The 14,203-nt window shown below is 54.0% G+C and carries 11 protein-coding genes; all 11 read right to left on the reverse strand.

All coding sequences use genetic code 11. The features are described 5' to 3' along the window. Nucleotides 1–1,260 carry a glucose-1-phosphate adenylyltransferase gene (glgC, locus tag GOW93_RS09375; RefSeq protein ID WP_170383426.1) on the reverse strand — a complete coding sequence of 420 codons (1,260 nt, stop codon included), beginning with the start codon at nucleotides 1,258–1,260 and terminating at the stop codon, nucleotides 1–3. A gap of 28 nt (nucleotides 1,261–1,288) precedes the next feature. Continuing rightward, a complete protein-coding gene (glgB, locus tag GOW93_RS09380; RefSeq protein WP_170383428.1) occupies nucleotides 1,289–3,496 on the reverse strand; it encodes a 1,4-alpha-glucan branching protein GlgB in 2,208 nt (735 codons plus the stop codon). After that, nucleotides 3,493–5,871 (reverse strand): glycogen/starch/alpha-glucan phosphorylase, encoded by a 2,379-nt coding sequence (locus GOW93_RS09385; RefSeq protein WP_170383430.1) that lies wholly within the window; start codon nucleotides 5,869–5,871, stop codon nucleotides 3,493–3,495. The genes glgB and GOW93_RS09385 overlap by 4 nt, the downstream gene beginning before the upstream one ends. Before the next feature lie 2 nt (nucleotides 5,872–5,873). Continuing rightward, nucleotides 5,874–6,131: a helix-turn-helix domain-containing protein gene (locus GOW93_RS09390; protein WP_170383432.1), complete on the reverse strand. Its 258-nt coding sequence runs from the start codon at nucleotides 6,129–6,131 to the stop codon at nucleotides 5,874–5,876. Between the two features lie 164 nt (nucleotides 6,132–6,295). After that, nucleotides 6,296–7,771 (reverse strand): mannitol dehydrogenase family protein, encoded by a 1,476-nt coding sequence (locus GOW93_RS09395; protein WP_170383434.1) that lies wholly within the window; start codon nucleotides 7,769–7,771, stop codon nucleotides 6,296–6,298. After that, nucleotides 7,759–8,532 (reverse strand): L-iditol 2-dehydrogenase, encoded by a 774-nt coding sequence (locus GOW93_RS09400; RefSeq protein ID WP_368039659.1) that lies wholly within the window; start codon nucleotides 8,530–8,532, stop codon nucleotides 7,759–7,761. The genes GOW93_RS09395 and GOW93_RS09400 overlap by 13 nt, the downstream gene beginning before the upstream one ends. Next, entirely contained in the window at nucleotides 8,529–9,533 is a 1,005-nt protein-coding gene (locus GOW93_RS09405; protein WP_170383437.1) for an ABC transporter ATP-binding protein, read from the reverse strand. The genes GOW93_RS09400 and GOW93_RS09405 overlap by 4 nt, the downstream gene beginning before the upstream one ends. Nucleotides 9,534–9,545: 12 nt before the next feature. Next, entirely contained in the window at nucleotides 9,546–10,376 is an 831-nt protein-coding gene (locus GOW93_RS09410; protein WP_170383439.1) for a carbohydrate ABC transporter permease, read from the reverse strand. Between the two features lie 10 nt (nucleotides 10,377–10,386). Next, nucleotides 10,387–11,253, reverse strand: a complete 867-nt coding sequence (locus GOW93_RS09415) for a carbohydrate ABC transporter permease (RefSeq protein WP_170336223.1) — start codon at nucleotides 11,251–11,253, stop codon at nucleotides 10,387–10,389. 120 nt (nucleotides 11,254–11,373) lie between these two features. Then, the gene (locus tag GOW93_RS09420) at nucleotides 11,374–12,681 is read right to left on the reverse strand and encodes an ABC transporter substrate-binding protein (RefSeq protein WP_170383441.1); all 1,308 of its coding nucleotides are present in this window, start codon (nucleotides 12,679–12,681) and stop codon (nucleotides 11,374–11,376) included. Between the two features lie 113 nt (nucleotides 12,682–12,794). After that, the gene (locus tag GOW93_RS09425) at nucleotides 12,795–13,850 is read right to left on the reverse strand and encodes a LacI family DNA-binding transcriptional regulator (RefSeq protein ID WP_170383443.1); all 1,056 of its coding nucleotides are present in this window, start codon (nucleotides 13,848–13,850) and stop codon (nucleotides 12,795–12,797) included. Nucleotides 13,851–14,203: the final 353 nt, after the last annotated feature.

Genomic DNA, 14,203 nt, shown 5'->3' on the forward strand with positions numbered 1-14,203 from the left:
TTACAGGTCCAGTTTTTCGATCATCGCTTGGGTTATGAGGCAAACACCGCCTTCTGTGCGTCTGAACCGCTTGGCGTCAAGCTTTGGGTCTTCGCCAACAATCAACCCGGGCGGGATTTTCACGCCCCGGTCGATGACGACATTCTTCAAATAGGCCCGGCGTCCGACCTCGCAATATGGCAGAGCAACCGCGCCTTCCAACTGCGAAAAGGAATGGGTTTTGACGCCGGTGAACAGCAGGCAGCGATAGAGTGACGAACCGGAAATGATGCAACCACCAGAAACCATCGAGGAGACGGCCTGCCCCCGGCGGCCTTCCTCGTTGTGGATGAATTTCGCCGGTGGCGTCAGTTCCGAATAGGTCCAGATCGGCCAGTCGGTGGCATAGATATCCAAACCCGGCTTGAAATCGGTCAGGTCTATATTTGCCTGCCAATAGGCGTCAATTGTTCCCACATCGCGCCAGTAGGGCTTGTCCTCAAGCCCTGACATAACGCAGGACCGGCTGAACGGATGCGCCATCGCGCCACCTTCAGCGACGATCGCCGGGATAATGTCTTTTCCAAAGTCGTGACTGGATGTCTCCGAAACAGCGTCGGCATGAAGAAGGTCATAGAGGTATTCAGCCTCGAATACGTAGATACCCATGCTGGCCAGCGACATATCCGGATCGCCCGGCATCGACGGCGGGTTGGTGGGTTTTTCAACGAAACTCAGAATCTTGTCTGTGTCGTCAACGTCCATGACTCCAAAGCCTTTGGCTTCTTCACGCGGAACTTCGATGCAGCCCACTGTTACCTTTGCACCGGATTGCACATGCTGTTCGATCATCAGTGAGTAATCTTGCTTATAGATATGGTCCCCAGCCAACACGAGTATGTACTTCGGCCCATAGCCGCGCAGGATATTGATATTTTGGGTCACTGCATCAGCGGTGCCCTTGTACCAGTTGTCCTCATCCAACTGTTGGGACGCGGGCAGTATATCCAGAGACTCGTTGCGTTCCGCACGAAAAAAGCTCCAGCCCCGTTGCAGGTGCCGGATCAGGCTGTGCGCTTTGTATTGAGTTGCGACACCAATCCGCCGAATACCCGAGTTCACCGCGTTGGAGAGCGCGAAGTCGACAATCCGCGTCTTCCCACCGAAATAGACCGCCGGTTTCGCGCGGATATCTGTCATTTCCTTAAGGCGACTCCCCCTGCCACCCGCAAGGACATAGGCCATGGTCTGATTTGCCAATCTGCGGCGATCTTGTTTCAACGGATGTCCTCCCAATGATGATTCCGACCTAGTGGCGCTTGTATTCAAAGAATACTGTGGCAAGCGGTGGAACTGTCATCACCACAGACTGTTCACAGCCGTGCGCTGCGATGTGTTCTGAATTCAGCCCGTCCCCATTGCCCTGATTGCTGCCACCGTAATACATGGAATCTGTGTTCAATCGCTCTATCCAATGACCCGCCATGGGTACACCAACACGGAAATCCGTTCGGGTTACGGGTGTGAAATTGGCGACAACCAACACTGGCGGGCTGTCTTCCTTGCCATAACGAACCCAGGAAAACACCGAGTCGCTGGCGTTGCCGCCGTCGATCCAGCGGAACCCCTCTGAACGTGTGTCTTGTTGGTAGAGGGCTGGTGTTTCACGATAGAGCGCATTCAGATCGCGCACCAATCTTTGCACGCCTGCGTGGTTAGGTTGCTCCAACAGGTGCCAGTCCAAGCTTTGTTCGTGGTTCCATTCGGCGCCCTGCGCAAACTCTCCCCCCATGAAAATCAGTTTTTTGCCGGGATGGCCCCACATGAAGCCGTAGTAGGCGCGCAGGTTGGCAAAGCGTTGCCAATCATCACCGGGCATTTTGCCCAGCAATGACCCTTTGCCATGAACAACCTCATCGTGGCTGAGGGGCAGCACAAAGTTCTCGGAAAACGCATAGTGCAGCCCGAAGGTCATCTTGTCGTGGTGGTATTTACGGTTCACGGGGTCTTCGGTCATGTACCGCAGCGTGTCGTTCATCCATCCCATATTCCATTTGAAGCCAAAGCCCAGCCCGCCCTCGGACGTCATGGCGCAAACACCCGGGAAAGTCGTGGATTCTTCGGCAATTGTCATCGCGTCGGGATGTTCGGCATAAACGGCTTCGTTCATCTGTCTCAGAAAACCGATGGCCTCCAAGTTTTCGCGCCCGCCATGAACGTTCGGGACCCATTCACCTTCTTCCCGCGAGTAATCGCGATACAGCATCGAAGCCACCGCATCGACGCGAAGCCCGTCGATGTGATATTCTTCCATCCAGAATTTCGCGTTCGCGATCAGGTAGTTGGCAACTTCGGCGCGGCCATAATTGTAAACCAGAGTGTTCCAATCAGGGTGATACCCCTCTTTCGGATCGAGGTGTTCATACAACGCGGACCCATCGAACCGCCCCAAGCCGTGCGAATCGGATGGGAAATGGCCAGGCACCCAGTCGATGATCAAGCCCATGTCAGCCTGATGGCACGCATCCACCAGCGCGCGAAAATCATCGGGTGTTCCGAACCGCGCAGTTGGCGCGAATAATCCAACGGGCTGATACCCCCATGAGCCGCCAAAGGGATATTCCGAGATCGGGGTCAGTTCGATATGGGTGAAGCCCATATCGCTGGCGTAAGCCACCAGATCGCTCGCCAGTTCTTGGTAGCTTAGCGACCGGTTGTCTTGTTCTGGAACACGCCGCCAGCTTTCCAGATGCACCTCGTAGACGGAAATTGGTTGATCCACCCGATGGCGTGACCCTCGATTGGCCATCCAAGCGGTATCTGCCCAACTATAGCGTCCAAGATCGCGGACGACCGAGGCCGTTTTGGGCGGCAGTTCGGACCCGAACCCAACCGGGTCGGCCTTTTCCGGCATCAGATGCCCGTCAGAACCAACAATTTCGAACTTGTAAACAGCGCGGTCGCCCAGACCGGGCATGAAAATCTCATGCACACCTGTTGCACCACGTCGCCGCATCACATTGCGGCGTCCGTCCCAGCCATTGAAGTCACCGATGATCGAAACCCGCCGCGCATTTGGTGCCCAGACCCCGAAATGCACGCCATCGCAACCTTCATGAGACATGACATGCGCCCCAAGTGCACGCCACAGCTTACCATGTGTGCCCTCGCCCAGAAGGTATTCATCGATTTCACCCAAGACCGGACCAAACGCATAGGGGTCTGGCACTGTCCATGTATCGATTTCGCGCGTTAATCGCAGTAGATACGAGAAACGCTTTTTTCTGCGCGGAATAAGCCCGGCAAAAACTCCGCTGTCTTCGTCGACCCGAGACAGGGCGCACAGCTTTCGCCCGGTTTTTCGGTCCAGCACCTCGACCGTGTCCGCCTCGGGGTGAAAGCAACGAATGACCAAACGTCCACCGACCTCATGCAACCCAAGAACCGAAAATGGATCGCCATGCTCGCCCCGCGCGATGGCCTCAGCCGCCCCAGATTGGATGAGGTCGCTGCTCATGCCGATTTACCCAATGGTTTGGTCAGCACGCTATCCGTCTGCCAGATATCGCGGGCGTATCCCCGGATCGTCCGGTCTGACGAAAACCAACCCATACTGGCCGTATTCTGCAGGGCCATCGCAGCCCAGTTTTGGCTGTTTCGATACGCGACATCGGTCCTACGCTGTGTGTCGAAATAACTATCGAAGTCACATGTGACCAAGAAATAGTCATGATCATAAAGCGTGCCGATCAGCGAGTGATACCGGCCCGGTTCCTCAGGTGAAAACTGGCCTTCGAAAATCTGCCCCAGAACGCGCTCCAGCCGTGGGCTGGCTGAAATTGCGGCGCGCGAGTACTCGTGCACCTTGCGACGTTCCATGACTTCCTGCGCGGTAAGACCAAACAAGAAGAAATTGTCCGAGCCGACATGTTCGCGGATTTCAACATTTGCTCCGTCCAGCGTGCCAATCGTCAGTGCACCATTCAGGGCAAATTTCATATTTCCAGTCCCAGACGCCTCTTTGCCGGCGGTCGAAATCTGCTCAGACAAATCTGCCGCTGGGATCAGCTTTTCCGCCATCGTGACGTTGTAATTGGCAGGATACACGACTTTCAGAAGGTCACCAGTCACGGGATCAGAATTTATGACCTTGGCCACATCATTGATGAGCCGCACGATCTGCTTGGCAACGTGATATCCCGGTGCGGCCTTGCCCCCAAAAATCTTGACGCGCGGGGTCCATTCGAACCCAGGATTATCCCGCATCTCATTCCAAAGCGCGACAGTCTCCAGAATGTTCATAAGCTGGCGCTTGTATTCGTGAATACGCTTGATCTGAACGTCGAAGATTGCGTCGGGGTCAACCGAGACACCGCATTTGACGGCAATCCAGTTCGAAAGTTGCTCTTTATTGTGACGTTTGGCGGCACTGAAGTCATTCAGGAAACTTTGATCTCCTGCGCGGGCCTTGAGTTGTTTCAGCTGTTCTAGATCCGCCACCCAGCCATCTCCGATCTCGCGGGTGATCAGATCGCTCAGAACCGGGTTGCAGGTGTGCAGCCACCGACGCGGTGTAATACCGTTAGTCTGGTTGATGATCCGCGCAGGATGAATGCGGTTCAGGTCGGCAAAGACCGTGTCTTTGACCAAATCGGTATGCAAGGCCGAGACACCGTTGACCTTGTGTGCCATGATAAAGGCCAGTTCACCCATGTGGACTTCGCCATGCTTCAGGATTCCTGGGCTACCTGGAAACTCTTGTTGCTGTCGCTCGTCAATCGCTCGGATAATTTCCAGATGCCGCGGCAGAACACGACCCAGCAACCCTTCGTGCCAACGCTCCAGCGCCTCGGGCAGAAGCGTGTGGTTGGTATAGCCAAGGCAGCGACGCGCCAGAGCAATCGCCTCATCCAGCGGCAGGTCATGCTCATCCGCCAAAATACGCACCAATTCAGGGCCCGCAATCGCCGGATGTGTATCGTTGAGCTGAATCGCGACGGCATTTGGCAGTTCTCGAATGTCGCCATGATCGCTTAGGAAACGGCGCAGCAGATCCATAATAGATGCGGCGGTAAAGAAGTATTCCTGCTTAAGCCGCAGCTCCTTGCCTGCATCGGTGGCATCATCAGGATAGAGAACCCGCGAAATCGTACGCGCCAGTGCCTCTGATCGGCTGGCGGCCAAATAGTCACCTCTGTTGAAGCTCTCCAAATCAAATTCGTTCTCGGGCCGGGCTGACCATAGGCGCAGAGTGTTACCCCACGTGCCCTTCCAACCAACGACCGGCGTATCAAATGCTTGGGCCAGAACCGTATCGGCGGGATGCCATTCCGCCTTCCCATCGTGATGGGAAACATAGCCGCCAAAGGCGATCCGGTATCGGACTTCGGGACGCTCAAACTCCCAGGCGAAGCGCTGGTTTAACCAGGTTTCCGCTTTTTCGACCTGCCGACCTTCGACAAAACTCTGCTCGAACAAGCCATGCTCATAGCGGATGCCGTAACCATAAGCCGGAATGCCAAGAGTAGCGAGTGAATCCATGAAACAGGCCGCCAGCCGTCCGAGGCCGCCATTCCCCAATGCGGCATCAGGTTCGTCGTTGAATACGATCGACGCATCTTGGCCGAGTTCTGCAAGAGCTTCCCTAACCTCTTCCGTCAGCCCCAGATTCGCGGTCATGTCTTCGACAAGCCGACCAATCAAAAACTCCATCGAAAGGTAGTAAACGCGTTTTGCGCCTGACTGGTAAGTCTCACGCGTGCTTTCGAACCAAGGGTCAACTATGCGGTCGCGCAACGTTAAGGAAACCGCCATTCGCCAATCATAGGTCGACGCATGTTCTGCGTCTTTGCCGAGCGAATAGGTGAGATGTCTGAGGATTTGTGAGTGCATGATTAAACAGGGCCAATAGTTTTGGTCGGGTTGGGTTTGATTGCGACGCCTATGCCGTCAGACACACTTCCATAATTGAGGAATTGAACACCTTCGGCTTCAAGCGTTGTGCGCATGGCTTCGATCATAGCGTGCTTCACGCCGCTTTTTCCGGCTTCAAACCGGTGAACGGTCATATGAGAAACCCGCGACAAATCGGCAAATCCCTTCATAGACAATCCAAGCGCATTGCGGGCCATTCTAAGCTGTTCTGGTTTCACGTTTTTCTCCAGACTCTTTGGGTGATCGCAGATGAGCAAGGCTGCCCTACCTGAACTTCTTCAAAACGGGTCCAACACATCCGCGATCTACGCGATTTACACTCCTGATCGGTCAACCAGTATTTCCTATCAAAAGTACGAGTGACACCACCCACAGATTTGCCTCAAGCCTCATCAACGTACGCGATAAGAGCAGCTTCGCAACCATTCTGCCAAACCATGTCGAGCCACTTGGAAAACGAACTGGAAAAAGGTTTGGCGTCCTTCAAGTCGCCGTAGATCCGACTTTGTTCCAGCCAGACCGCCGGGTTCGACTTGGCGGCAAGGGCTGCCTCACTCAGTCTATCCCAAATCGGATCATTCGCCTCGATCACACTACCATCTTCGCGTGTGCCAGCGCACATACGTGCCCATAGCGCCTCGACGAGCGCTAAACCGGTAACGGAACGCCCAGCCTTCAACTGGTCTCGCAATATCGGCAAAACGAAACCTGTATGGCGCGCTGAACCGTCGAAAGCCACGCGTCGGGTCGTGTCCACAATCCTTGGATTTGAAAACCTGCTTTCAACGAGGCCTACATACTCTTCCGGACTTTTTCCGGAAACCGATGAAACCGTTGGCGCTATCTCTGTTCTCTGAACTTTACCAAAGAACTGCGAAACAACCGGGTGCCTCATACATTCGGAAATCGTCTGAAGCCCTAATATCTCACCCACATTTGCGAGCACTTGATGCCCGGCATTGAGGACGCGGATTTTCATAGTTTCAAAAGCATGAACGTCGTCAGTGAAGATTGCGCCAACCTCATCCCAGTCCGGACGCCCTGAGCAGAAATTGTCTTCAATCACCCATTGGCGATACGCTTCGTGGGTGACCACAGCAGCATCGTCAATGCCAAAATCTATGGCAAGTGCAAGTTCGCTTGGACCGGTCGAAGGGGCAATGCAATCCACCATCGAATTCGGAAATGTCGCGTTGGTGTCAATCCAATCGGCCAGTTCAGGGTCGGACAAGCGAGCCATCGAAATGACGGTTTGTCTAAGGACGTCACCGTTGCTTTGAAGATTGTCGCAACTTAGTCCGGTAAAGGGCGCATGCCCTGCGTCGCGTCGCATGCGAAGAGCGGCCACCATGGCACCAAAGACCGTTCGGGGCGCCAAAGGATTTTGGGCGTCGTGCTGAACGTCAGGGTGGTTGGCGTCAAACCCGTTCGTAACTGGATCAACGTAGTAGCCACTTTCGGTTACGGTCATAGAAACGATGCGGATGGCCGGATTCGACATCGTGCGAATTAGCGCTCCGTTGCCGTTTTCAATAGGCAGGTAGTCGATCATCGAGCCTATGACCTCGGCAGAGATTTTTTCCGGGTCGAGTTCGATCAGGGTCGTGAGGCAATCCTGGGCGAGAAGTTTCTCCCGCATTACCGCATCATAAGGGCGTACGCCTGCCCCTATGATAGCCCAATCCTTGGCTTTGCCCTGTTGCATCAAACGGTGCAGGTACCAAGCCTGATGCGCGCGGTGGAAATTGCCGACGCCTACATGCAGGATGCCGGGTTTCAGCGCAGCGCGGTCATATCTTGGGCGTTCGACAGTCAATTGATCGAGTGTCGCATTCGAAAGGGAGATCAGCTCATCCATTGCCCACCATCCACGTTGTAAGTTTGTGCGACGATGTAATTCGCCGCATCACTTGCCAAAAAAACAGCCATTCCGGTCAAATCGTCGGGTGTACCCATGCGTCCGTAGGGTACGGCGGCATCAACTTCCTGTTTCTTTTGTCCGGGTGCCTTGTCTTCGTACTTCGCAAAGAACGCGTCCACGCCGTCCCAGTGCTCGCCATCGACGACACCCGGAGAAATTGCGTTCACGTTTATTCCGTGCCTGATCAGGTTCAGTCCCGCCGACTGAGTCAGGCTGATGACCGCCGCCTTGGTAGCGCAATAGACCGCAACCAACGGCTCACCGCGCCTTCCGGCTTGGCTCGCCATGTTGATGATCTTGCCACCTTTCCCGCGCTCGATCATGTGTCGGGCGACGGCCTGCATCGTGAAGAGCGTGCCCGCTACATTGATGTCAAAAGCGCGCTGATAGTCAGCGCGTTCGATTTCAACAATCGGGGCGGCTGTGAAAAGTGCCGCGTTGTTGACCAGAATGTCGATGTGACCGAATTCTGCCAACGTCGTTGTCACTGCGTTGTCGATGCTGGTCTGGTCGGTCACGTCCATAGCCACAGCAATCGCATTTTCGCCAAGTGCAGCAGCGCTTTGGCGGGCGCCATCTATATTTATGTCGGCGACGGCAACCCGAGCGCCTGCGTTGACGTAGGCCTCCGCAAAGGCCCGCCCGATCCCTCGGGCGGCGCCTGTAATCAGGGCTGTTTTTCCAGCCAATTGCATTATTCGATCCTAAGGCCCTGAGCGTCGAACTTATGCAGCTTGTCCATTTGCGGGGTCAGGTAGATCGTGTCGCCATGCTTTGCCTGAATGTCACCTGTAATCCGCACAGTCACCATGTCAGCAAGACCTGTGTCATGGACGTGAATGAAAGTGTCTGACCCCAAGTGTTCGGCCACGCCGACGACGCCTTTCCACATTCCATCAGTCATGCTGACATCGGTGTGTTCAGGACGAATGCCGATTGTGGTTGCCCCGTTTTTCTCGGCCTCAGCACCTGAGATCAGGTTCATTTTCGGAGACCCGATGAACCCCGCGACAAATTCGTTGCGTGGGCTGTGATAGAGCTCCAACGGTGAACCCACCTGTTCGATCACACCCGCCCGCAACACGACGATCTTGTCCGCCATGGTCATGGCTTCGACCTGATCGTGGGTCACGTAGATCATTGTCGTCTTGAGCCGCTCGTGTAGTTCGCTGATTTCAAGCCGCATTCCGACACGTAGGGCCGCGTCGAGGTTGGACAACGGTTCGTCGAAAAGGAACGCGGCTGGCTCCCGTACAATTGCCCGACCAATCGCAACGCGCTGACGCTGACCACCTGACAATTGCCCCGGACGCCGATCCAGATAGTCGGTAAGGTTCAGCGCCTTTGCGGCTCCTTCGATTCGGCGGTTTTGCTCATCCTCATCGATCCCTGCCATCTTCATCGGAAACGCGATGTTTTTGCGCACCGACATATGCGGGTACAGAGCATAGGACTGGAAGACCATTGCCAATCCGCGCTTGGCGGGGGGCACATCCGTCGCATCCGAGCCGTCGATTTCGATGTGACCCGTTGTGATGTCTTCGAGTCCAGCGATTAGGCGCAACAGTGTGGATTTACCGCAGCCCGAAGGTCCGACAAAAACTGTGAACTCGCCGTCTCCAATCGTGAGGTCCAGAGGCGGAATAACCTGAACGTCTCCGAAGCTTTTGGTCACTTGGTTGAGTTTGATTTGTCCCATTGGTCAAGTTCCTTATTTGACGGCGCCGAAGGTCAGGCCGCTGACAAGTTGTTTCTGGCTGAACCAGCCAAGAATGAGGATTGGCGCAATGGCCATGGTTGATGCTGCGCTGAGCTTGGCAAAGAACAGGCCTTCGGGGCTGGAATAGCTGGCAATGAAGGCTGTCAGCGGAGCCGCATTGGCTGCCGTGAGGTTCAGTGTCCAAAACGCCTCGTTCCAGGCCAAAATGAAGTTCAGCAGCAAGGTCGAAGCTATGCCGGGAACTGCCATCGGTGTGAGGACATAGAGGATCTCCTCTTTCAGCGTCGCACCGTCCATTCGAGCCGCTTCCAGGATCTCACCCGGGATTTCCTTGAAGTATGTATACAGCATCCAGACAATGATCGGCAGGTTCATCAACATGAGGATGATGACCAGCGCTCCCCTGCTGTCGAGGACTCCAAGTTTGATGCAGATCAGGTAGATGGGGTAAAGAACACCAACCGCCGGTAGCATTTTCGTGGACAGCATCCAGAGGAGAATGTCCTTGGTGCGATTGGAAGGAACAAATGCCATCGACCAGGCCGCAGGGACCGCCACGATGATACCCAATATTGTCGAACCCCCGGCGATGATGATCGAGTTCCAGAGGAACCGGGCATAGTTCGACCGTTCCATGACAGCTGAGTAGTTTTCAAGCGTCCAGTCGAATGCCAGGAACACCGGAGGATCAGCAATCGCTGTGGCTTCGGTTTTGAAGCTGGTCAGAACAGTCCAAAGGATCGGAAAAAAGATCAGCAGTCCAACACCCCAGGCGGCGGCTGTGTTTATGATCTTGCGTTGTTGAGTTACTGCGCGGGCCATTTTGTCCTCCTCACGCGTCCAGGTTCTTGCCGACGATGCGCATCAGGAAGATCGCAACGATATTGGCGAGAATGATTGCATAGACACCACCGGCAGAGCCGAGGCCGACGTTCTGACTTTCAAGAACACGCTGGAAAATCAGGTAGGTCAGCGTGCGGGTGCCAAAAGCGCCTCCGGTCGTGACAAAAATTTCTGCAAAGATTGCCAACAAGAAGATCGTCTGGATCAGAACCACGATCGTAATTGCACGGCTAAGATGCGGCAGAGTGATGTAGCCAAACCGTTTCAGTGGCGGCGCACCGTCCATTTCCGCGGCTTCCAACTGTTCTCCGTCCAAAGATTGAATTGCAGTCAACAGGATCAGCGTCGCGAACGGCAACCATTGCCAGGAAACGATCAAAACGATTGAAGGCAATGAAGCTTCAGACAGCCACGCAATCGGCTCGGCGCCGAAAAAGCGCCACAGATGTGCGAACAGACCATTCACCGGATCCATGAACATATTCTTCCAAACCAGCGCCGAAACTGTTGGCATGACAAAGAACGGTGCGATGACAAGAATGCGGACGACACCTTGCCCCCACATTGGCTGGTTCAACAAGATTGCCAGCAAGACGCCAATGATAACGGTGATCAAAAGAACCCCACCAACGATGGTCAGGGTGGCCACCACCGACGGCCAGAACGCACTGGAGCTGACAAATCGAACGTAGTTGTCGAAGCCGACCCATCCAAGGTCTCCGCCACGTAGCGGAAGATATTGTTTGAATGAGAAAATGAGAGTCATGATCAATGGAACGAGCATCCAGCCGAGGAGCAAGATGACCGCTGGGGCCATCATAAGCCGCGCCGCTGATCGGGAGTGTTTAGTAGCCATCGGGCATACCTCCTCTGTCGATTGCCATAAGGCTATCTTAAACAGTGCAATGTTTTTGAAGATTGATGGCGTCTCGGGAAACACTTGGGAGAAGAGTGCTCCCCGAGACCGACGCAGCGCTTAGCGGTAGCCAGCAGCTTCCATAGCGTCGTTTGTCAGCGCCTGAGCTTTGGCAAGCGCTTCATCAACGGTTTGCTGACCCGCATAGACGGCCGAGAATTCCTGGCTCACTTCAGTCGCGATACCCGCGAATTCCGGTATGGCCACGAACTGGACACCAACATATGGCACCGGCTTAACTGTCGGATTTGTCGGGTCGGCTGCCAGGATCGAGTCCAGCGTCTTCTGGGCGAAGGGAACCGCCTGATAGTTGGGGTTTTCGTACAGCGAGGTACGCGCACCCGGAGGCACGTTTGCCCAACCTTCGTTCTCGGCGACAAGTTCAATATAGTCTTTTGACGTTGCCCATTCGATGAACTCTTTTGCCGCAGCTTCCTTTTGCGTTCCGGCGGGAACTGCCAGCGCCCATGCCCAGAGCCAGTTTGCCTTCCGGTCGACACCTTCGCTGTTCGGAGCCAGCGCGAAACCAACCTTGTCAGCGACGGTAGAGTCGTCAGGATTGGTCACAAAGGATGCCGCAACGGTGGCGTCAATCCACATGCCACACTTGCCCTGCTGGAACAGGTTCAGGTTCTCGTTGAAACCGTTGGTCGCATAGCCTGTCGGACCGGATTCTTCCATCATATCGACAAAGAAGGTCAGCGCCTCTTTCCACTCTGGCTGATCGAACTGGGCATTCCAGTCTTCGTCAAACCAGCGCGCACCGAAGGAATTGCCGGTTACGGTGATAAAGGCGCCGCCTTCACCCCAGCCTGCTTTTCCGCGCAGGCAGATTCCGTTGATGTCATTATCACGATCGGTCATTGCCGCAGCAGCTTCGCGGATGAATTGCCATGTCGGTGCGTCGGGCATTTCCAGACCGGCTTGTTCTATAAGGTCGGTGCGGTACATGATCATCGAGCTTTCGCCATAAAACGGCGCGGCATAGAGAGTACCGTCGTGGCTCAGACCGGCTCGCATGGCTGGCAGAATATCATCCGCATCATACTCGGCAGAAAGATCGTCAAGCGAGACCAGCCATCCATTAGCGCCCCAAATCGGTGTTTCGTACATGCCAATGGTCATGATGTCGAAAGAACCGCCCTTTGCGGCGATGTCCGTAGTGACACGCTGGCGCAATACGTTTTCTTCCAATGTGACCCACTCGACCGTGTGGCCGGTCTTATCAGTAAAGTCCTGAGTCAACCCTTGCATACGAATCATGTCGCCATTGTTCACGGTTGCGATGACAAGATTCTCTGCTAGTGCGCCACTTGCAGTGACGAGTGTCATTGCCGTCGCCGCATATAGAGCTTGATTGAATGACATCCTAATTCTCCTCCTCGTTGGATGATGACTTCGACTCTAGTCAAAATCACAACGCGAAGTCAATTAAAAATTTACGCGCGTAAATTTAAAGGTGGCTGCGCATTAACAAACCCTCAGGCCGACTCCCGCATGATCAAACGGCCCTCAAACAGTTTTTCTTGCCTTTCCGACGGGACTTCTTCCTTCTCGAACAATGCAAACAATGTGGACACCGACCAATTCGCGATAGCTTCGTAATCTTGCGCGATTGTCGTCAGAGGGGGGCAAGTAAATCTAGAAAACGGGTGATCATCGTGGCCTGCAATCCTGAGGTTACATTCCGGACCATGACCAACCTTAAAGCCAAGGCCATAGGCGGCTGACAAAAGACCAATTGCAAAGCGATCATTGCTGCACAGGATCGTGTTAGTGCTGAATGCTCCATCGGACAAAAGCCGGCCCCCTTCAACTTTTCCAATTTCCTCGAAGTTCCAGCCTTCTCCGTTTACTCGAAAAATGCTCGGCGTTTTACCGTGCCGTTCCATGCTTTCAATATAGGCTTGTCGGTGTTTGTTGGCATTCGGGTTCAGAGGTTTCTTCATTTCGAAAAAACAAGGCGGCTCGCCACTGCGGCAGAGGTACTCAACCATTAAGTCGACACTTTGAAAATGATCGGTACCTACAAATGCCCGCCCGACATCAGGCATGTTGGCATCAAACAAGACGACCGGAATATCTGCATCAAATGCTTTAACGGCGTCTGAATCAGACAGCTTGCCAAACGGTGCCAATAATACACCAGCAGGTTTCAGGGATTTAAGCGAGTTAAGGTTGTCTCGCTCCATTTCCGGATTACCGTGCGAACTGAGTAAAATCGGGCTGTAACCGGCCTCAATGCATGCAAGCTCCACACGTCTGCCGATCTCGGAAAAGAACGGGTCAGCTAAGTTAGGTACTACAACGCCAATGTTCTTGGTGGTGCGCCTGTTTTGGTTCATCGCGAAAACATTCGGATGATAATCATACTCTTCCAGCGCTGCTTCGATCTTTTTTCTTGTGGAAACACGCACGCTTTCGGGGTCGTTGAAATACTTCGAGACGGTAGGTCGAGAAATCCCACTGATAGCCGCAAACTCTTCCATATTTCGGATTTTACGTTGCAATTTTTTCCTCACACCAAATTTTAACATATCGCGCGATAAATTTTGTCAAATTTAGTAATGAAAGACCTGCTGTGTCAAGTTAGCCGTGGAGAGTCGCAAGCTGTACTCCTCACAAGGAACTACGGCGTTCAATTTCTACCGAGACACGAGATTGAAATGGCTTAGAAATGTACTTCGGAAAGGAGTGCAATAGGGACAGAAGGAAGCTTACCGAAGAAAAAACGTGGCTTCGGTATGTCGTGATCGGCGAGTTAATCCTGTGCTAGCTGGAGAGGTTTTAATGAGCAACATGGAACCAGCCCGTGGATCAGGGTTCCCGACTAAGTGCCTACCATGCCAGCCGGTTGTTCGTTAATCTTGACGTTTTTTCCGCTTCTTGG

Origin of the sequence: Ruegeria atlantica, assembly GCF_013032455.1 — a bacterium.
GTDB classification, from domain to species: domain Bacteria; phylum Pseudomonadota; class Alphaproteobacteria; order Rhodobacterales; family Rhodobacteraceae; genus Ruegeria; species Ruegeria atlantica_B.

Coding starts and splice junctions, on each gene's coding strand:
- glgB (WP_170383428.1), bottom strand. CDS start 3,496: ATGAGCAGCGACCTCATCCAATCTGGGGCGGCTGAGGCCATCGCGCGG.
- GOW93_RS09385 (WP_170383430.1), bottom strand. CDS start 5,871: ATGCACTCACAAATCCTCAGACATCTCACCTATTCGCTCGGCAAAGAC.
- GOW93_RS09395 (WP_170383434.1), bottom strand. CDS start 7,771: ATGGATGAGCTGATCTCCCTTTCGAATGCGACACTCGATCAATTGACT.
- GOW93_RS09405 (WP_170383437.1), bottom strand. CDS start 9,533: ATGGGACAAATCAAACTCAACCAAGTGACCAAAAGCTTCGGAGACGTT.
- GOW93_RS09410 (WP_170383439.1), bottom strand. CDS start 10,376: ATGGCCCGCGCAGTAACTCAACAACGCAAGATCATAAACACAGCCGCC.
- GOW93_RS09415 (WP_170336223.1), bottom strand. CDS start 11,253: ATGGCTACTAAACACTCCCGATCAGCGGCGCGGCTTATGATGGCCCCA.
- GOW93_RS09420 (WP_170383441.1), bottom strand. CDS start 12,681: ATGTCATTCAATCAAGCTCTATATGCGGCGACGGCAATGACACTCGTC.
- GOW93_RS09425 (WP_170383443.1), bottom strand. CDS start 13,850: ATGTTAAAATTTGGTGTGAGGAAAAAATTGCAACGTAAAATCCGAAAT.